General features: G+C 65.5%; 17 protein-coding genes and 1 pseudogene. 9 read left to right on the top strand and 9 right to left on the bottom strand.

What is annotated here, in order from left to right:
• Positions 1-262 (top strand): annotated as a pseudogene (locus U5760_RS30895) (glutamine--fructose-6-phosphate aminotransferase); the annotation flags it as partial.
• Between the two features lie 134 nt (positions 263-396).
• On the opposite strand, the gene U5760_RS30890 reads toward U5760_RS30895, so the two are convergent.
• On the bottom strand, positions 397-825 hold the full coding sequence (locus U5760_RS30890) for a hypothetical protein (RefSeq protein WP_322016101.1): 429 nt from the start codon (positions 823-825) through the stop codon (positions 397-399).
• A gap of 1,093 nt (positions 826-1,918) precedes the next feature.
• Here U5760_RS30890 and U5760_RS30885 point away from each other — a divergent pair.
• Both U5760_RS30885 and U5760_RS30880 read left to right on the top strand, forming a co-directional pair.
• Positions 1,919-2,671 carry an SIR2 family NAD-dependent protein deacylase gene (locus U5760_RS30885; RefSeq protein ID WP_322016100.1) on the top strand — a complete coding sequence of 251 codons (753 nt, stop codon included), beginning with the start codon at positions 1,919-1,921 and terminating at the stop codon, positions 2,669-2,671.
• A gap of 130 nt (positions 2,672-2,801) precedes the next feature.
• Positions 2,802-3,176, top strand: coding sequence for a CinA family protein (locus U5760_RS30880; protein ID WP_322016099.1), 375 nt, complete (start codon positions 2,802-2,804; stop codon positions 3,174-3,176).
• Between the two features lie 339 nt (positions 3,177-3,515).
• Here U5760_RS30880 and U5760_RS30875 read toward each other — a convergent pair whose 3' ends face one another.
• Positions 3,516-4,466 carry a DMT family transporter gene (locus tag U5760_RS30875; protein WP_322016097.1) on the bottom strand — a complete coding sequence of 317 codons (951 nt, stop codon included), beginning with the start codon at positions 4,464-4,466 and terminating at the stop codon, positions 3,516-3,518.
• Positions 4,467-4,778: 312 nt separating this feature from the next.
• Here U5760_RS30875 and U5760_RS30870 point away from each other — a divergent pair, with 312 nt between their 5' ends.
• On the top strand, positions 4,779-4,988 hold the full coding sequence (locus tag U5760_RS30870) for a hypothetical protein (RefSeq protein ID WP_322016103.1): 210 nt from the start codon (positions 4,779-4,781) through the stop codon (positions 4,986-4,988).
• Between the two features lie 111 nt (positions 4,989-5,099).
• On the opposite strand, the gene U5760_RS30865 is transcribed toward U5760_RS30870, so the two are convergent.
• On the bottom strand, positions 5,100-5,384 hold the full coding sequence (locus U5760_RS30865; RefSeq protein ID WP_322016096.1) for a hypothetical protein: 285 nt from the start codon (positions 5,382-5,384) through the stop codon (positions 5,100-5,102).
• Positions 5,385-5,487: 103 nt separating this feature from the next.
• Complete coding sequence (locus U5760_RS30860; RefSeq protein WP_322016095.1) at positions 5,488-6,258, bottom strand: Mut7-C RNAse domain-containing protein; 771 nt, start codon at positions 6,256-6,258, stop codon at positions 5,488-5,490.
• Between U5760_RS30860 and U5760_RS30855 the strand changes: the two genes are divergently transcribed.
• Positions 6,257-7,234 carry an NAD(P)-dependent oxidoreductase gene (locus U5760_RS30855; protein WP_322016094.1) on the top strand — a complete coding sequence of 326 codons (978 nt, stop codon included), beginning with the start codon at positions 6,257-6,259 and terminating at the stop codon, positions 7,232-7,234. The genes U5760_RS30860 and U5760_RS30855 overlap by 2 nt on opposite strands.
• A gap of 24 nt (positions 7,235-7,258) precedes the next feature.
• Here the strand turns inward: U5760_RS30855 and U5760_RS30850 are convergent, their stop codons facing one another.
• Positions 7,259-8,575 (bottom strand): MFS transporter, encoded by a 1,317-nt coding sequence (locus tag U5760_RS30850; RefSeq protein ID WP_322016093.1) that lies wholly within the window; start codon positions 8,573-8,575, stop codon positions 7,259-7,261.
• 95 nt (positions 8,576-8,670) lie between these two features.
• Between U5760_RS30850 and U5760_RS30845 the strand changes: the two genes are divergently transcribed.
• Both U5760_RS30845 and U5760_RS30840 read left to right on the top strand, forming a co-directional pair.
• On the top strand, positions 8,671-9,669 hold the full coding sequence (locus U5760_RS30845) for a LysR family transcriptional regulator (protein ID WP_322016092.1): 999 nt from the start codon (positions 8,671-8,673) through the stop codon (positions 9,667-9,669).
• 69 nt (positions 9,670-9,738) lie between these two features.
• Entirely contained in the window at positions 9,739-10,107 is a 369-nt protein-coding gene (locus U5760_RS30840) for a response regulator (protein WP_322016091.1), read from the top strand.
• A 268-nt stretch (positions 10,108-10,375) separates the two neighbouring features.
• Here U5760_RS30840 and argC read toward each other — a convergent pair whose 3' ends face one another.
• From argC to U5760_RS30820, 4 genes are all read right to left on the bottom strand, one after another.
• Positions 10,376-11,323: an N-acetyl-gamma-glutamyl-phosphate reductase gene (argC, locus tag U5760_RS30835; protein ID WP_322016090.1), complete on the bottom strand. Its 948-nt coding sequence runs from the start codon at positions 11,321-11,323 to the stop codon at positions 10,376-10,378.
• 317 nt (positions 11,324-11,640) lie between these two features.
• Entirely contained in the window at positions 11,641-12,222 is a 582-nt protein-coding gene (locus U5760_RS30830; RefSeq protein ID WP_322016089.1) for a flavodoxin family protein, read from the bottom strand.
• A 153-nt stretch (positions 12,223-12,375) separates the two neighbouring features.
• Positions 12,376-12,978 carry a YbhB/YbcL family Raf kinase inhibitor-like protein gene (locus U5760_RS30825; RefSeq protein ID WP_322016088.1) on the bottom strand — a complete coding sequence of 201 codons (603 nt, stop codon included), beginning with the start codon at positions 12,976-12,978 and terminating at the stop codon, positions 12,376-12,378.
• 201 nt (positions 12,979-13,179) lie between these two features.
• A complete protein-coding gene (locus U5760_RS30820) occupies positions 13,180-13,866 on the bottom strand; it encodes an orotate phosphoribosyltransferase (protein WP_296662843.1) in 687 nt (228 codons plus the stop codon).
• Positions 13,867-14,254: 388 nt separating this feature from the next.
• Between U5760_RS30820 and U5760_RS30815 the strand changes: the two genes are divergently transcribed.
• Both U5760_RS30815 and U5760_RS30810 read left to right on the top strand, forming a co-directional pair.
• Entirely contained in the window at positions 14,255-15,502 is a 1,248-nt protein-coding gene (locus U5760_RS30815; RefSeq protein ID WP_322016087.1) for an MFS transporter, read from the top strand.
• Between the two features lie 371 nt (positions 15,503-15,873).
• Entirely contained in the window at positions 15,874-18,162 is a 2,289-nt protein-coding gene (locus U5760_RS30810; RefSeq protein WP_322016086.1) for an NADP-dependent malic enzyme, read from the top strand.
• The last annotated feature ends 86 nt before the right edge of the window (positions 18,163-18,248 follow it).

Below are 18,248 nucleotides of genomic sequence, written 5' to 3'. Positions count from 1 at the left end.
TGACGCGCTACTGGAGAAGCTCAAGTCGAACATGCAGGAAGTGCGGGCGCGCGGCGGGCAGCTGTATGTGTTTGCGGATTCGGACTCGCATATCGCGAGCGAAGAGGGCATTCACGTGATCCGCATGCCGGAGCACTATGGGCTGCTCTCGCCGATCCTGCACGTCGTGCCGCTGCAGTTGCTGGCATATCACACGGCGTGTGCGCGCGGGACCGATGTGGACAAGCCGCGGAATCTGGCGAAGTCGGTGACGGTGGAGTGAGGTTCAGCGCGCTGCCGACGAAAAGCGATTTTAAGCATTGGAGTTGGCAGCCGCAAAATGACCTGTCTATGAGGTGCATTCCCCTCGCTCGGTCAGAGCGGGGGGAGCAAATGGTCGGCTAACACTAACGCCAGTTATCGCCCACCATCGTCAGATATGGCCTCTCCAGATTCACTTGTTCCATTGTTCGTGGCCTCTTTCTTTGTTAAGCGGACGCTCGCCATAACCCGTTCGTGCTCCTGCTTCATTTCCAGCATTCGGATGCGGAAATCCATTAACTTGTCCCTATACGATTTCTCGCCAAGGAGCTTCATGGCCTGCGCGTAGCAGAGAAACGCAACGCTAATCGTCACGACATAAAGGCAAATGAGGACCAGCAGAGTGACCAGGAAGAAAAATGCCACGATAGCCAGGAAAGCTACTGAAGTGGCGGCGACGAGTGAAACCCCCCACTCCACCCTGTTCAACCGCTTCAGGCGTTTCTGCGTTTTGCTTGTTGTCTTGTAGGACCTGCTGTCTGGTCCGAAGAAATCGACCTTCTCTGGTTCGCGTGGTTTCGTCACCTGCTTTGTCGGGTGACCCGGATCTGACGAATCTACGCTTTGCTTCCCGGCAGCGGCGACCGTTGCCTTTCTTTTCTCGATTAATGCGAGAAGTATCGGGCTAACGGCAGTAATCGCGCCTGTAATCGCAGTGATTATTGACAGCCAGATCGGTTGCGTCTTGTTATCGGCCGGAGGCGGCAACTGGGATACGAACCAGGCGAGCGTCGCACTGCCGGGAGCACCTTGCGGACCTTGTTGACCGGGGGGACCTGCTTCACCACGATCACCTTTCTCGCCGCGGTCTCCCTTTTCACCCTGATCGCCCCTCTCTCCGCGGTCGCCTTGTTCACCTCTTTCGCCTCTTGGGCCCTCGTCACCTTTAAGCCCTTGTGGACCTGGTGCGCCAACCGCGCCCTGCGGACCCGTGGGCCCTGTCGCCCCAGCTATGCCTGACGCTCCGGTTGACCCAACCGCGCCATTCGCTCCGTTAGCTCCGTTAGCTCCAGTAGCCCCAGTAGCCCCAGTAGCCCCCGTGTCCCCCTTTACCGTGCGCGCATTTTCACCAGTGCCGCCGCCAACAACCTGCGCATACGCGTTACCCGCGGCCCCATTGTCAGCAGTCGTCGAGGAATGGTTGTTTTGCTCATGGCTCACGCAGGCGCCAAGCACGACGCAGAATGCTGTCGCGGCCCATCTCAGTGACCGGTTCATTGGCATCTCTCGCTCTATCAATTTTCGTTTTGTTCGATCAGATAGCGTCGGTGCAATGACCTGCCAAATGCTACCCAACCAACCCCGAGACAGCGTTTGCGTGAGGAGTTTAACCCGACATTTAGACGTATGAACGAGGCGTTATCAGTCAGGAAATTTCTGAATATCGCGCCAGACAAGGCACGCAATGGCATGTATGCAAACAGATTCGCCAGCTTGAATCGGCCGCCGTGCATTCGAACGGTATCCGCATTGAAATCGCGAATCAGCCGGACAATCCACAAGCGCACCCAAACGGGCCTCAGCACCGTTCGCATTTCACGCCCTTGCGAGGTATCCGGAGGACCGCCCGAACCGCCCAGCGGCCTCATAATGTGATCCATCGAGCAAGGAGAAGAAATTGGCCGAACAGCAGCAAGGACGGGCGCCGCGTCTGTACGTGTTTTCAGGAGCAGGGCTTTCGGCGGAAAGCGGTATTTCCACGTTCCGCACCGGAGACGGCATCTGGACACGCGCGAGCATCGACGAAGTCTGCAACTACCTCACCTGGCGCCGCAACCGGCCCGCCGTGTTCCGCTTCTACAACCAGCGCATCAGCGAGTGCGCCGACGCGCGTCCCAACGCAGCCCACCGGCTGCTCGCGCAGTGGCAGGACACCTGGGGCACGGAGCGCGTGCATCTCGTCACGCAGAACATCGACGACATGCTGGAGCAGGCGGGCGCGCGCCAGGTCACGCACCTGCACGGCGACATGATTTCGCTGTTGTGCACCGATTGCGACTATCGTTTTCCCGCCAACGGCCCGGGCCTCGATCCGAAGGCGGCGTGTCCCGCGTGCGGCGGGGTCGAAGGCGTGAAGCCCGGGGTGGTGTTCTTCAACGAAGCGGCACCCGAATACGAGACGCTCTGGCGCATCCAGCAGGCCATGACGCCCGACGATCTTTTCATCGCCGTCGGCACCGCGTTCGAGGTGATTCCGCCCGAACGCCTGCTGCCGCCAGAACGCGTCGGCGCCTACGCGCGCAATTTCGTCATCGATCCGGCGCCGCGACGCACGGAATGCTTTGGCGTGGTGGAGCGCAATCCGGCTACCGTAGGTCTGCCCAATATCGCGGAGACCGTCGAGCGCATGATGGCGGGCGGCGGGCGCTAGTCGCGTTCAAGTTCATCGCTCGCAGCGAAAGCGCGCGCAACCCTTCGGTTGCGCGCGCTTTTTTTATGGCCGCACCGTGCGTGCGACACTCGGCATTTCACGGAATCGATCGTAGCTAGTGGTGCGAGGCATGAACATTTCGAAGCAGGTCATCGGTTATCTGAACTCGCGCGGACTCGTGCTGGCCAGCGTCGAAACGTGTACGGCCGGTCATCTTGCCGCCATGCTCGCAGATGCGGCTGGCGAGACGAAGTGCCTCGACGTGGGCTTGATCGTGCATGCGAGTGCTGCGCTCGCCACGCTGTCCGGTGTGCACGGCGAAACGGTTGCACGCAGTGGCGCGGTTAGCGAAGCCGTCGCACGCGAAATCGCCGAAGGCTTACTCGCTCAGCGGGCCGGACATGCCGATGTCGCTGTCGTTAGCCTCGGGGTGTTTCCAGCATCACAGGCGGCGAATGCCGCCTCTGTTTCCATCGGCGATGTGGATCGGAGTATCGAGGCTTGATCGATATCGATGCTGTGCACGCGCGCAGCACATGCATGCGGCGCATCCGCTTTCCCCTATCGGTTTTTATCTTGATTAATAAGTATACGTAGTAGCAGTTAACAAAGCCGGGCATTTTCTGTGGACAACAGGGGAAATCCCAATCGGCTCAAATCGATGTGGAACGAATAGCCATGCGGACAAACCCTGAATGCTGCGCGAACTTCGAGGATAACTTTTGAGGGGTTCGCGCAGCGCCGGCAGTTATCAAGAACTCGTCCACAGCACGTTCGCCGGGTCATCCCCAGCTTGTCCAGAGGGGGCCGTGGATAACCCGGGGTCCATGCTCTGCTCGATCCTTCAGGCCGGTTCGACAGGTTGCGGTTGAGACGCTTCGTTCGTGCTGGTGCGACGGGCCGGGAGCAACTGGCAGGCGAGGAGGCCGACCAGCATCAGCGCGCAGCCCATCAGCGCGCGCGGCGTGAGCGTTTCGCCGAGTGCGATCCACCCGGCCAGCGCGGCGAACACGCCTTCCATGCTGAAGATCACGGCCGCGTGCGCCGGCGCCGCGTCGCGTTGCGCGACCACCTGAATGGTGTAGCCCACTCCCACCGAGAGCGCGCCGCCGTAGAGGATGGCGGGCGCGGCGCGCAACAGGCTCGCGAGTTCGAGCGGTTCGCACGCGAGCCCGATTGCGAGACAGGCCGCGCCACAGGCCACGAACTGCACGATCGAAAGCACGAGCGGATCGTGACGCGGCGCATAGTGGCCCACCAGCATCACCTGAATCGAGATCACGATCGCGCAGCCGAGCTGGTACCAGTCGCCGTACATCACCGAAAAGTGTTCGTTGATGCTGAGGAAGTAGAGCCCGATGGCAGCCAGCAGGGCGCCGACCCAGGTACCGGTACCCGTGCGATGGCGCAGCAGCACGCCAAGCAGGGGCACGATCACGACGTAAAGCGAGCTGATGAACCCCGCGTTGGCGATCTTCGTGTAGCGCAGGCCGATCTGCTGGAGCGAGATGGCTACGGCCAGCACGAGGCCGAGCACGCAGCCCGAGCGGAGCAGTCCGGCGTCGAGAAGCGGCGGGGTCCCGGCATGGGGCGCACGGCGCGCGGACGAGCGGCGCTGCGCGAACACGAGCGCGGAAACGACCGCCGCGCCCAGCAAAAAGCGCAGCCCGGTGAAGAGGAACGGGCCGATGGCGTCGAGGCTCAGTCGCTGCGCGACGAACGCGGAGCCCCAGATCATGGCGGCGGCCAGCATGAGCAGGTTGGCGCGCAGGTGTTGGCGGGAAGTAGATTTCAAGCGGGTCGACCAGCGGAGTTCTTGTTTTGCAAAAACTGTCGCGGCGCCGCTTTTATTGCGTGAGCATCGGCCTCGAAACCGGACGCCGGACAGTCGAATTCCGATCGTATCCGAATTGAAAGCCAATTGTCTCCCGGAAAATACACCGACCTGTCTGGCGGCGACAAACGGGATGACAAACGCCCTACGCTGCGTGATACTGCTTCGCGCGAAATGCCCGCCGGGATCGGCGAGCGGGCATTTTGCCGCTTCATGCTGTTTCAATTCACAACGTACCGATCCTATTTATTTGTCAGGTTTGGGGAACAACAGATGAAAAAGATTCTCGCCTCGCTCGTCACCGCGTCGGTCGCACTGATTTCGGTTCAAGCTTTTGCACAAGACGCTTCGGCTCCGGCGGCTGCCAGCGCACCGGCCAAGGCCAAGAAGCACCACAAGCAACTCAAGCAGCACGGCAAGCGCGCTCCGGTGTCGCAAGCCGCTTCGGCGGCAGGTACGGCCGACAAGGGTCAACAGAACTAATTGCTGCAAGAACGTGCCGCGTTGGCGGCGCGCTGTAAAAAAGCCAGAGCATGCTCTGGCTTTTTTTTCGGCTTGGGGCCGGGCTGGCCCGGGAGTCCCGGGCGGCGGCGATCAGGATGCGTCGCGCGCGAGCCCGCTTTCGATCAGTTCGGTCAGCAGGCCCGTGAGGCCGCCCGGATGGTTTTCCGCGCGCGACTTCAACTGCGCAACCAGGTCCGCGTTGAGCTTGCAGGCGAACGGCACGAGCCCCTGCGCCTGATCGAGCTTGCGGCGCTCGCGCCGGTCCATCTCCGCAGGCGCCGAGCCCTTGCCGAAGCGGTCGGGTCCGGCCCCTTTCGTCGATTGCATCAGTTTCAGCGCCTTGTTCTTTTCAAGGTCGGTTTTCTTCATGGCCATGCTGGCGGCTCCGGTGTTGGGCAGTGGCGCGCATTGTACGCATTCGCGCGGGGGCGTCCATTGCCGATGCGTTTGCGGGTGGGTTGCGCTCGCGCTTCATGCTTCATGCGCCCCGTGGCGGCGTATATCCGGCAACGCCCGCCGCCAGGCCATCCATCAGCGCGCGCATGCGCTGCCAGTGCGAACCTTCCCAGAACACGCGCTGGCAGACGTCGCACGTGACGAAGCGGCTTTGCCGCTCGAACACGCCTGGCGGCACGCGTTCGCGAGCCGCGCCGCGCTCGATCGCGTGGAGCGGCACATTGCACGTGAGGCAGAGCCGGAAAGGCCGGGCGCTCGCTGCGAGGTCGAGGCGCTCGAAGATCTCGCGCAGCTGCGCCTGGGGTTTCAGCGTGCGCACGTAGCAGCCGTGCGTGATCGTGCGGCGCTTGAGCAGTTCGCGGTCGCGTGTGAGAACGATGCGATGCTCCGTGGCGGCCAGCGCTTCGATCTCGTCGTCGGGATAGTGGTTGTCGTAAAGCGTGTCGAAGCCCGCGAGGCGCAGCAACTGGGCGAGGCCGCCCAGATGGGCGTCGGCGACGAAACGCGGCTCGCGTAGCGGCGCCGCGCGCACGCGCAGCAAGGGGCGGATGTCGAAGGTTTCGAACTTCGGGTACACGGCGACGCGGTCGCCGTCGGCGAGCGGATGGTCGAAGCCCACGGACTCGCCGTTCACCAGAATCAGCTCGACTTCCGTATGGGGCACGCCTAGCGCCTCGATCATGTGCTTGGCCGAGGCAGCGCGCGCGCAGGCGCAACTGAACGCACGGCGACGCAGCGGCCGCGCGAGAAAATCGTTCAGCTCCTCGTAGAAGCGGAAGGTGGCGGTGACCATGCGGCCAGTATGGCACCGGACGGCCGGCCGCGCGCGGGGCGAGCGTGAGCAGCGCGCGGGCGGCTGTGCTTTACTGCGCGTTTTGAACGCGAAGGAGCGTGCGATGGATATCGGGTTTATCGGGCTGGGCGAGATGGGCGGCGCCATCGTGGCGAATCTGCTGAAGGCGGGCCATACGGTGCGGGTGTGGAACCGCACGCCGGAGCGGGCGCGGCCGCTCGCCGAGGCGGGCGCCGCGATCGTGGCGACGCCGGCCGAGGCGTTCGCGGGCGACGCGGTCTTTTCGATGCTTGCCGACGATGCCGCCGTGCGCGAGGTCATCGACGCGACGCTGCTCGCCCGCGCCCCGCGCGGCCTCGTGCACGTGAACATGGCGACGATTTCCGTCGCGCTCGCCACGGAGCTGGCGCGCGAGCACGCCGAGCTCGGCTTGCATTATGTCGCGGCGCCGGTGCTGGGCCGCCCCGATGTGGCCAGGGCGGCGAAGCTCACGATCGTCGCCGCGGGCGCGGCCGAGGCGATCGACCGCGTGCAGCCGCTCCTTGACGCCGTGGGGCAGAAGACCTGGCGCATCGGCTCGCTGCCGCAGCAGGCGAACGTGATGAAGCTCGCCGCGAATTTCATGCTGGCTTCGGCGGTGGAGACGCTCGGCGAGGCGTCGGCGCTGCTCGCGGGGCACGGCGTTTCGATGCGCGATTTTCTCGACGTGGTGTCGGGCGGCCCGTTTCCGGGACCGGTGTACGCGGGTTACGGCGGCATGATCGCGGAGCAGCGCTACGAGCCCGCGCTCTTCAAGGCGCGGCTGGGCCTGAAAGACGTGCGGCTCGCGCTGCAGGCGGCGGACGCGGTCTCGGCGCCGATGCCGGTGGCGAGCGTCGTGCGCGACAGCCTGATCGAGGCGGTGGCGCACGGTGACGGCGAGCGCGACTTCGCCGTGCTCGGCAAGGTGGCGGCGCGCCGCGCCGGGCAGGTCTAAGTCGGCGCGGGGCGCGTCGGCGGGTCAGGTTCCCACCCGGTTGCTGCGCCCCGCGATCCCGTAGAGGAACGCAGCGCCGGCGAAGGCGAGACCTACGGCGCACACGCCGCGCCACTGCCCGATGGCCCAGCCGGCGCCCGACAGCGCGGCGCCCAACGCGCCGCCGACGAAGAACACGCCGACGAACAATCCGTTCAGCCGCCCGCGCGCGGCGGGGTTCATCAGATTGACGGCGCGCCGGCCGAGCGTCTGGTCGATGATGACGCCCGCGTCGAGCGCCGCTCCGCCGATCACGAGTGCCGCCAGCGCGAGCCGCGGATGCGCCTCCGGGGCAAAACCGAATCCGCCCGAGCCGGCCACGGCGATCAGCGCGATCGACGCCAGCATGAGCAGATGCGCGAAGCACAGCGCGGCGCGGCCGTGTCCACGGTCGCCGGCCTGGCCCGCAAGCGGCGTGACCACGGCGCCGCTCGCGCCGGCCAGCGCAAAGAGCGCCACGCCGTGCATGCCGAAGCCGAACGGCGCTGCGGCGAGCCGCAGCCCGATCGAGGCCCAGAACGCACTGAACGCGCCCATGGCGAGGGCCGCCGAGAGCGCGCGCCGCTGCAGCACGGGCTCGGTGGCGAGCAGCGTCCAGAGCGAGCGCAGCAGCCCGCCGTAGCGGGTGTGGGCGTGCGGTGTGCGGGTGGGCAGGCGCAGCACGAGCACGGCGGCGAGCAGCACGTCGATGAGCGCCGCCGATCCGTAGAACGCACGCCAGCCGGCCCAACCGGCGATCACGCTCGCGAGCGGCCGCGAGAGCAGGATGCCGATCATCAAACCGCTCATGACGTTGCCCACGGCGCGGCCGCGGTGCGCTTCGGGCGCCATGGAGGCCGCCATCGGCACGAGCATCTGGATCACGCTCGAGGTGGCGCCGGCGAGGAACAGCGCGGCGAGGCATACCCAGGCGGACTGCGCGAAGAGCGGCACGGCGAGCAGCGCCGCACAGGCGAGCAGCGTGCGCACGATCAGGCGGCGGTTTTCGATCAGGTCGCACAACGGCACGAGCAGCACGAGTCCGGCGGCATAACCGAGCTGCGGCAGCATCGAGACGAGTCCGCCCAGCGCATGCGGCAGCTTCAGCGAGGCGGCGATGGGACCGGTAAGCGGCTGCGCGGCGAACAGGTTGACGATGATGAGGCCCACGGCGGCGCCGAAGAAGAGCGTCATCGGCGTGGTCAACTGGCCGGCGTGGAGTTCGCCCGGCGCCGGCGCGCGCAGATCGGCGGACGAGGAGCAGGGCGGCGGCGGCGAAACGGCAGAACACGTTCGAGGGGCAATTTCGGCTGGACCAGGCATGTCGGCGCTCCGGGTGAGGTCTGTTTTGCGTATCCTAGAAGCGCTATGGTTATGTCACAATTGAAATATCTTGATATTGATTATGCGAGATTGTTTTGAATACGCGTGATCTGCAGGCTTTCGTCGCGGTCGTGGAGAGCGGCTCGATCGTGGGCGCCGCCGAGCGGCTGCATCTCACCCAGCCGGGCCTGACGCGCCGCATCCAGAGCCTCGAAAGCGTGCTGGACCTCGAGTTGCTCGACCGTCAGGCCAAGCCCCTCAAGCCCACCGCCGCCGGCCGCGAGGTGTACCGCCTCGCGCGCAACGTGCTCGGTGCCGTGGACGAACTGCTGGCGGTCGCCTCGCCCGAGAGCGAGCCAGGCGGCGAGCTGCGCATCGGCGTTCCGCCGTTTCTCTCCGATCTCGCGCTGGAGCAGCCTCTCGATCGCCTGCGCAGCGCCTTTGCCAAACTCACGCTGCGTATCACGGCAGGCTGGTCGCCGGGATTGCTGCAGTCGGTCGAGCGCGCGGAAATCGATGCCGCCGTCGTGCTGATGCCGGGCGACAGCGCGCTGCCGGAGACACTCGAGCGCACCCGGCTCGCCTTCATGCCGACCACCGTCGTGGCGGCGCGCGCGCTGGGCTTGCCGACCGATCCGGTCACGCTCGAAGATCTCGCGCCGCACCCGTGGGTGCTCAACCAGGACGGCTGCGGCATGCGTTCGGCGCTCTCGCGCGCGCTCACGCGGGCGGGGCTGCCGTTCAACGTGGCCGTCGAGGCGTTCGGCTCGGACCTGCAGCTTTCTCTCGTGGCGCGGCAGATCGGCATCGGGATCGTGTCGCCGGAAGTTCTCGCGCGCAGCCCGTTTCGCGACGCGCTGCAGACGGTCGAGGTGGCGGATTTCGAGGCGGGCGTCGATGCGTGGCTCGTGCACCATGCTCTGCCGGGGCGGCTCGTGCGGCCCGTCGCACTCCTGCGCGATTCGCTGGTCGAAGTATTGACGGCGAATGGTCTGACAGACGGGACGCAAAGCGGGGCGCAAAGCGAGCCGCCACAATCCTCATACGACCGAGCGGTGCCGCACAAAACGCGCCGGAACGGGCCGCCACAATGACAGCGGGGATGTCAGAACGCGAATGGCACGGGGTGGGAATCGGCCCCGCATGGGGAAGGGAGACGGCGGATGGACACACGCATCCTGATCGCCGACAACGACGAACAGTCGCTGACGGGGCTCGGCACACTGCTGACCGACCTCGATTACGCGATCGCCGTGGCGCGCACGCTCGACGATGCCGTGCTCGCCGCCGCGCGCTTTGCGCCGGATGTGGTGATCGTCGCGCTGTCGCTGCAGGAAGACGACCCGGCGACCATCGTCCGGCGTCTGCGCGATGCCTGCGGCGAACGCACGCCGCTTCTTCTTGCACTGACAGGCTGGGCCGATTCGCGCCATCGCGACGAGGCGCTGGCGGTGGGCTTCGACGTCCATCTGGTACGTCCCGTGAGCCTCGATCAGCTGACTTTCATTCTTTCGATGATCGGCCACGCATGAAGTGTTGTAATCCGGCAACGCTTAGGGTGCGTACTACTTTACATGTTGCGTTGCACCACATATCTCGCTATACTCGTTTCTGTCTCCTCCATGTCTCCTCTGATATGGATTAAGCCCGCCAGCTTGGCGGGCTTTTTTTCGTCCGTACGTTCTGACCACGCTTAAAAAAACCGGCCCTTTGCAGAGCCGGTTTCGCTTGTTCCGTCAAATCCCATCAGATTTTCCCGCTGCCACCACCGTGCGACGGCGGCATCGGCGCGCAGCCCTCTCAACCTTTGAGTCCCGTATCTTCCGCTGCGCCGATCGCGAGGTTCATGCACTGGATCGCCGCGCCCGAAGCGCCCTTGCCCAGGTTGTCGAGGCGCGCGACCGTCACGAACTGCTCGTCGTTGCCGAACACGAAGAGGTCCACGCGATTCGTGTCGTTGTTGGCCTGCACGTCGAATGCGCCGCTGTCCAGGTTCTCGTCGGCGTTGAACGGCGCCACGCGCACGAATGCTTCACCGGCGTAGTACTCGGCGTAGAGCGCCAGCACGTCCTGCGGGGTTGCGCGGCGCGTGAGCTGCCGCGGCGAAAAATAGGTGGTGACGGCGAGGCCCTTGTAGAACGGGCCGACGATCGGCGTGAACACCGGCGCGCCCGAAAGGCCGCCGTGGAACGCCATTTCCGGCAGATGCTTGTGCGTGAGGCCGAGCGCGTAGGGGCGCGGGCTCATCAGCTTTGGATTGCCGCCTGCTTCGTACTCCGCAATCATTTTCTTGCCGCCGCCGCTGTAGCCGGTCAGCGAATACGCGTGCGCCGCGAAATCGGGCGCGACGAGGCCGGCTTCGACGAGCGGGCGCATGGCCAGCACGAATGCGGAGGCGTGGCAGCCCGGCACGGCGATGCGTCTCGCGCTGCGTACGCGCTCGCGCTGCTGGCGGGTGAGTTCGGGCAGGCCGTAGGCCCAGTCGGGGCTCGTGCGAAACGCGGTGCTCGCGTCGATCAGCACGGTGCGGTCGTTCTCGACGAGCGAGGCCGATTCGCGCGAGGCGACGTCGGGCAGGCACAGGAACGTCACGTCGGAGGCGTTGATGAGACGGCGGCGTTCCTCGACGTCCTTGCGCTTCGCATCGTCGATCCGCAGGATTTCGACGTCGGCGCGCGCTGACAGGTATTCGAAAATCTTCAGGCCGGTCGTGCCTTCCTGTCCGTCGACAAAAACTTTCGTGCTCATCTCGATCTCTCTGAACGCAGGGGTAAATAGGCCCTCGGCGCGCGCCCGTGGGCGCGAATTTCGCAGCCCCGTTCGCAGACCCAGTCGAGCCGTGCGGCGCCGGAACGGTATTTTAAGACCTTAGGTGCCAGGTCGTGCGGGCGCCCCGGAAAAAAATCGGGAGTAACCCGTAGGTACGGATGAAGCTCGCGCGATGCGCGGCGCCCAGGACCGGTGCGCCGCACAGGCGATTCCATGATGCGACCCGCGTGTGACGCTTATGCGTCGGCTTGCGGGGCGGCTTGCGGGTCGGCTTGTAGGGCAGCTGTAGGTCGGCCTTATGCGCCGACGTTCTTGCCCGCGAGCCAGCGCGCCGTGACGGCGGCGATGCGCGCGCCGAAGAGCCGTGCCGTTTCCAGGTCGCCCGAGGGCGGCGCTTCGTCGGGGGAAGCGTCGGCTGGCGACTGTGCGAGCAGGCCCGTGAAGCCGCCCACGAAGTTCACGTCGCTGCGCGTCGCCGCTTTCGTGTTCGCCGGCATCAGGCCGGTGCCGGTCCAGATCATGCCGTGCTGCATCGCGAGCGTGACGAAGTACTGGATCGTCGAAAACTTGTCGCCGTTCATCGTGGCCGAATTGGTGAAGCCCGCCGCGATCTTGTCTTTCCACTTTTGCGTGAACCACGCCTTGGACGAAGCGTCGGCGAACTTCTTGAAGTCGGCCGAGGCGCCGCCCATGTAGGTCGGCGCGCCGAACACGATGGCGTCGGCGGCGTCGAGATCGGCCCAGTCGGCGTCGTCGATATCGGCGACGGCAATCAGCTTCGCCTGCGCGCCCGCGCCCTGGAGGCCTTCGAGCACGGCTTCGGCGAGTTTCTTCGTGTGGCCATAGCCACTGTGATATGCAACGACGATTCTGGACATGAAAGGACTCCGGCGGAAGTTGGACGGGCACGCCTGTGGCGTCGCACCATCTTAATCACTTCCGCCGCGCGCCCGCGCCCTGCTGTGCGCAGCCCGAAGAAGGACTGAATTTCCTGATGCGAAGCAAAGGATGCGGGGTGTGCGCACACAGCATCAGCGCCCGTAAGTGACCGTGAGTTGCGCGCTGCCGAGCGATGCCGCGCCGATTTCGTGATCGAACATGGGCGCGGGGCGTCCTTCGTCGAGAGCTACCAGTCTGTCCGCACCGATCGCATACACCGTGACGACATAACGATGCGGTTTGCCGGGCGGCGGGCACGGGCCGCCGTAGCCGCTGGTGTTGAAGTCGTTGCGCGCCTCGACGGCGCCGAGTTTCGCGAGCGTGCCCGAGGCGCTCGCATTCTCCGGCAACGCGTTCATGCTCGCCGGGATGTTGGCGACGGCCCAGTGCCACCAGCCGCGGCCGGGCGCGTCGGGGTCGAACATCGTGATCGCGAAACTGTGCGTGCCCGCCGGGGCATTGCGCCAGCTCAACTGCGGCGAGCGGTTGCCGCCTTTGCAGCTGTCCTGATCGAAAACCTGGGCGGTCGCGACCTGTCCTCCGTCTCGAAACGTCGTGCTCGAAAGCGAAAACGTACCTTCGGCATGGGCGATGCCGATCGCATTCAGGACGACGGCGAGCGTGAGCGTGCCCCGAGCCGCACCGCGCAGCCGCCGCCGCGCCGCGATGAGAATCCAGGCATACGGATGGGCCATCGACGGGTTTTCCTCTATGTTGGTTAAAACGCGTCCGAGCGTTGCTGGCGGGCTCGTATGAATTGTGTTCCCGATCCAAAATATAGCGGTATTCCCGGTTTCGACCGCGCACCATGAAAAAAGGCCATCTGCCCAGCCGGGCAGATGGCCTTTGCGTTCGTACCGCGCGCTTCGCTTGCTGCGGTGCTTTACTGCAGCGCTTTACTGCGGTGCCGCGGTCGCGCCGCCGTGCGCGGCCGACCACTCGGCCGGTGCGTGCAGGAACTTCTCGACTTCGTCGAGCGTCTTCGTCTCGAAGTAGCCGGATTCCTTCGCGACGCGCAGCACGTCCCACCACGTGGCGAGCGCATGCAGGTCCACGTCGATGTCCTTCAGGACCGAGACGCTTTCCTTGAAGATGTTGTAGTGGAACAGCACGAAGCAGTGGTTCACCGTCGCGCCGGCCGTGCGCAGCGCGTTGATGAAGTTGATCTTGCTGCGGCTGTCGGTGGTCAGGTCTTCGACCAGCAGCACGCGCTGGCCTTCGGTGAGCAGACCCTCGATCTGCGCATTGCGGCCGAAGCCCTTCGGCTTCTTGCGCACGTACTGCATGGGCACCATCAGGCGGTCCGAGAGCCATGCCGCGAACGGGATGCCCGCGGTTTCGCCGCCGGCCACGGCGTCGATCTGTTCGTAGCCCACGTCGCGCAGGATGGTGGCTTCGGCCATTTCCATCAGGCCGCGGCGCACGCGCGGATACGAGATCAGCTTGCGGCAGTCGATATAGACCGGGCTCGCCCAGCCGGAGGTGAAGATGAAGGGCTTTTCCGCGTTGAAGTGCACGGCCTTCACTTCGAGCAGCATTTTGGCGGTCGTGTCCGAGATCGTCTGGCGATCGTAGCCTGTCATGGGCGAATCCTTGGATGTGAGAGCGAGGGGAGTGCGGGCGTGGTGCCCGGTGGCGCTGGCACGGTTGACCCGGCGAAAACCGTGGTCTGTGTGCGCGGCCCGAAGGTGCGGGGGCGATGTTCACCCGCTCGGATCGGACGGCTTCTCTTGCGCGCGTAGCCCGGTATTTTACCCGACTTGACGGGCCGCGACGAGTTGCCCGACCGATTTGCGCCGCACGGCGCCTGCTATGGGCGGTATTTTGGGGGGCGATCGCCGCTTGCGCCGAATGGCGTGCCGGGCGGATTTTTCTTTCGCGGTTGTGACGCCGGGGACTCGCCATTACACTCACGCCGGTTTGCCCGGTGTCTTGAACCTGTCACACCCGGCTCCCGTACAGGATGCCCTCATGACCGCCGTTTCTCCTCCTGCTGCCTCTGCCGACACGACGCGCGGCCATGCCTTGCGCGCGCTCGTGGCGTCGGTGCTCGGTTATGCGATGGACGGCTTCGACCTGCTGATGCTCGGCTTCATGCTGCCGGCGATCAGCGCCGACCTGCATCTGTCGACCGCGCAGGCCGGCTCGCTCGTCACGTGGACGCTCGTGGGCGCCGTGGCGGGCGGCATCGTCTTCGGGCTCTTGAGCGATCGCTACGGCCGCGTGCGCGTGCTCAGCTGGACGATCCTCGTGTTCGCCGTCTTCACCGGCCTGTGCGCGCTCGCGCGCGGTTATACGGATCTGCTCGTCTACCGGACCCTCGCGGGCATTGGCCTTGGCGGTGAGTTCGGCATCGGCATGGCGCTCGTGGCCGAGGCCTGGCCCGCGCATCTACGCGCGCGAGCCTCGTCGTATGTCGGGCTCGGCTGGCAGCTGGGCGTGCTCGCCGCCGCGCTCCTCACGCCGTGGCTCTTGCCCGTGATCGGCTGGCGCGGCATGTTCGCGCTCGGCCTGCTGCCCGCTGTGGTGTCGTTCGCGGTGCGGCGCCGCGTGGAGGAGCCGGCGCTCTTCGTCGCCCATGCCGGTCGCGTGGCCGGGGCGCCGCGCGGCGAACGGCCGCGCGCGCTGCGCCTGCTCGTCGCCGACGCCCGCACCGCGCGTGCGAGTCTGGGTGTCGCGATCCTGTGTTCGGTGCAGAACTTCGGCTACTACGGGCTCATGATCTGGCTGCCCGCTTATCTCTCGCACTCATTCGGCTATTCGCTGACGAAGTCCGGCCTCTGGACGGCGGCGACCGTTGCCGGCATGGCGCTCGGCATCGGGCTCTTCGGCGTGGCCGCCGACCGGTTCGGACGCAAGCCCGCGTTCCTCTTCTATCAGGTGGGCGCCGTGGTGATGGTGTTCGTCTATGCCCATCTCACGGCGCCGGCGGCGCTGCTCGTGGGCGGCGCCGCCATGGGCGTATTCGTGAACGGCATGATCGGCGGCTACGGCGCGCTCATCTCCGAGCTCTATCCCACGGCCGCTCGCGCCACCGCGCAGAACGTGCTCTTCAACATCGGCCGGGCCGTGGGCGGCTTCGGGCCGCTGGCTGTCGGCGCGCTGGCCGCACGTTTCTCGTTCGGGGCCGCGCTTGCGATGCTCGCCTCGATCTACGTACTCGATGTCCTCGCGACACTCTTCCTGATCCCGGAGCGACGCGGCGCCGCACTGGAGTGACCCGGGTAACGCTTCGCCCATGCGGTTCCCTAGTGGTTATCGAGTGATCTTTTAATGGGCTTTGAGCCCGTCCCTGCGCCGTTTTCCCTGCCGTTTCACCCGTGGTGATCTCGCACTTGAGCTATCCCGGGTATCAGTCCTGAACCCGAGTTGCCGCGCCCTGCCCGGGGTGTACACTAGTTTCCCCCGCCAATTCGCCCTCGTCGCTTCGCTGCCTGTCAGGGGCGCTTCGCCGTGTGTCAGGTCCGTGGTTTTCACGCCAGGGTTGCAGACCGGAACGCGCGCTGTCGAACCCCTGAGCGTGCCCTGCGAGGCGGCGGGTTCATGACCATAAAACCTCTCACGTCTCTCACGTCCAGGCAGGCCAGAAAATGGATGAACAACTGAAGCAAAGCGCTCTCGCGTATCACCAGAATCCCAAGCCCGGCAAGATCTCGGTCACGCCCACCAAGCCGCTCTCGAACCAGCTCGACCTTTCGCTCGCGTACTCGCCCGGCGTGGCCGCCGCGTGCGAAGCGATCCACGCCGATCCGCTCGACGCGCAGAAGTACACCTCGCGCGGCAACCTCGTCGGCGTCGTGACCAACGGCACGGCCGTGCTCGGCCTCGGCAACATCGGCCCGCTCGCCGCGAAGCCGGTGATGGAAGGCAAGGGCTGCCTCTTCAAGAAGTTCGCGGGCATCGACGTGTTCGACATCGAACTCGACGAATCGGACCCGGACAAGCTCGTCGAAGCGATCGCCATGCTCGAGCCGACGCTCGGCGGCATCAACCTCGAAGACATCAAGGCGCCCGAGTGCTTCTACATCGAGCAGAAGCTGCGCGAGCGCATGAAGATCCCCGTCTTCCACGACGACCAGCACGGCACGGCCATCATCGCTTCGGCGGCGATCCTCAACGGCCTGAAGGTCGTGGGCAAGGAACTCGGCAGCGTGAAGCTCGTGTGCTCGGGGGCGGGCGCGGCGGCCATCGCCTGTCTGGACCTGCTCGTGAAGCTGGGTCTGAAGAAGGACAACATCCTCGTTACCGATTCGAAGGGCGTGATCTACGAGGGCCGCGGCAACCTCGATCCCTCGAAGGCGCGCTACGCGGCCAACACCCATGCGCGCACGCTCGGCGACGCCATCAAGGGCGCGGACGTGTTCCTCGGCTGCTCGAGCGCGGGCGTGCTCAAGCCCGAGATGGTCGTGGACATGGGCACGAAGCCGCTGATCCTCGCGCTCGCGAATCCGGAGCCGGAAATCCGTCCGGAAGAGGCGAAGAAGGTGCGCCCGGACGCGATCATCGCCACGGGCCGCTCGGACTATCCGAACCAGGTCAACAACGTGCTGTGCTTCCCGTTCATCTTCCGCGGCGCGCTGGACGTGGGCGCGACCACCATCACGGAAGAGATGAAGCTCGCGTGCGTGCGCGCGATTGCCGAGCTGGCGGAAGAAACCGATCAGGGCGACGAAGTGGCGAAGGCCTATGAAGGCCACTCGCTCGAATTCGGCCCGGACTACCTGATTCCGAAGCCTTTCGACCCGCGCCTCATCATCAAGATCGCGCCGGCCGTCGCTCAGGCCGCGATGGATTCGGGCGTGGCCACGCGCCCGATCGCCGACATGGACGCCTACCGCGAGCAACTGGGCGCCACGGTCTATCGCACGGGCATGGTGATGCGCCCGGTGTTCGCGGCCGCGAAGGCGAGCCAGGCGCGCATCGTGTTCGCCGAGGGCGAGGACGAGCGCGTGCTGCGCGCCGCGCAGTTCGTGCTGACCGAGAAGATCGCGAAGCCGATCATCGTGGGCCGTCCGTCGGTCGTGGAAATGCGCCTGAAGAAGATGGGCTCGAAGCTGCGTCCGGGCACCGACTTCGAGATCGTCGATCCCGAGGACGATCCGCGCTTCCAGAAGAGCTGGCAGGCGTACCACGAACTCGGCGCGCGCCAGGGCATCACGCCGGAAGTGGCGAAGGCGTCGATGCGCAAGTTCAACACGCTGATCAGCGCGATTCTCGTGCATCTGGGCGACGCCGACGGCATGATCTGCGGCCTGCTCAACAGCTTCGACTATCACCTGAAGTTCGTCGAGCAGGTGTTCGGCAAGGCGAAGGAAGCCGAGAACTACGCGGCGATGAACCTGCTGATGCTGCCGGGCCGCAACATCTTCATTTGCGATACCTACGTGAACGAAGTGCCGAGCGCCGGGCAGCTCGCCGACATGACGATCCTCGCCGCGCGCGAGATCGAGAAGTTCGGCATCGTGCCGAAGGTGGCGCTGCTCTCGAGCTCGAATTTCGGCAGCGTGCGCTCGTCCACGTCGCAGCGCATGCAGGCGGCGCGCGAGCTGATCGCACAGCGTGCGCCGCAGCTCGAAGTGGACGGCGAAATGCACGGCGACGCGGCGCTTTCGGAACTGATCCGCAAGCAGTCGTTCCCGGGCACGACGCTCGCGGGCGAGGCGAATCTGCTCGTCATGCCGAACCTCGAGGCGGCGAACATCGCGTACAACCTGCTGAAAGTGATCGGCGGCGAAGGCGTGACGGTGGGGCCGTTCCTGCTGGGCGCGGCGAAGCCGGTGCACATCCTCACGCCGGCGGCGACCGTGCGACGCATCATCAACATGACGGCGGTCGCTTCGGCGAACGCGGCCGTCACGAAGCAGGCGGCAGCACGTTGATGGCGTGAAAGGCCGGGCGTCTGATTCAGGCGCTCGAGCCCCGGCGACCCAAGAAAAGGGGCGCTTCGTGCAAACGAAGCGCCCCT

The sequence above is a fragment of the Paraburkholderia sp. J12 genome (assembly GCF_905220215.1).
In the GTDB taxonomy this organism is placed as follows: domain Bacteria; phylum Pseudomonadota; class Gammaproteobacteria; order Burkholderiales; family Burkholderiaceae; genus Paraburkholderia.
This window is presented reverse-complemented; position numbering and strand designations above follow the sequence as displayed.

Bases quoted from the DNA above. Each gene is read 5' to 3' on its own strand.
- U5760_RS30855 (WP_322016094.1), top strand. From the start codon at position 6,257: ATGCGGCCAGTATGGCACCGGACGGCCGGCCGCGCGCGGGGCGAGCGT.
- U5760_RS30810 (WP_322016086.1), top strand. From the start codon at position 15,874: ATGGATGAACAACTGAAGCAAAGCGCTCTCGCGTATCACCAGAATCCC.
- argC (WP_322016090.1), bottom strand. From the start codon at position 11,323: ATGAGCACGAAAGTTTTTGTCGACGGACAGGAAGGCACGACCGGCCTG.
- U5760_RS30865 (WP_322016096.1), bottom strand. From the start codon at position 5,384: ATGGCCATGAAGAAAACCGACCTTGAAAAGAACAAGGCGCTGAAACTG.
- U5760_RS30850 (WP_322016093.1), bottom strand. From the start codon at position 8,575: ATGCCTGGTCCAGCCGAAATTGCCCCTCGAACGTGTTCTGCCGTTTCG.
- U5760_RS30840 (WP_322016091.1), top strand. From the start codon at position 9,739: ATGGACACACGCATCCTGATCGCCGACAACGACGAACAGTCGCTGACG.
- U5760_RS30820 (WP_296662843.1), bottom strand. From the start codon at position 13,866: ATGACAGGCTACGATCGCCAGACGATCTCGGACACGACCGCCAAAATG.
- U5760_RS30860 (WP_322016095.1), bottom strand. From the start codon at position 6,258: ATGGTCACCGCCACCTTCCGCTTCTACGAGGAGCTGAACGATTTTCTC.
- U5760_RS30825 (WP_322016088.1), bottom strand. From the start codon at position 12,978: ATGGCCCATCCGTATGCCTGGATTCTCATCGCGGCGCGGCGGCGGCTG.
- U5760_RS30880 (WP_322016099.1), top strand. From the start codon at position 2,802: ATGAACATTTCGAAGCAGGTCATCGGTTATCTGAACTCGCGCGGACTC.
- U5760_RS30870 (WP_322016103.1), top strand. From the start codon at position 4,779: ATGAAAAAGATTCTCGCCTCGCTCGTCACCGCGTCGGTCGCACTGATT.
- U5760_RS30830 (WP_322016089.1), bottom strand. From the start codon at position 12,222: ATGTCCAGAATCGTCGTTGCATATCACAGTGGCTATGGCCACACGAAG.
- U5760_RS30815 (WP_322016087.1), top strand. From the start codon at position 14,255: ATGACCGCCGTTTCTCCTCCTGCTGCCTCTGCCGACACGACGCGCGGC.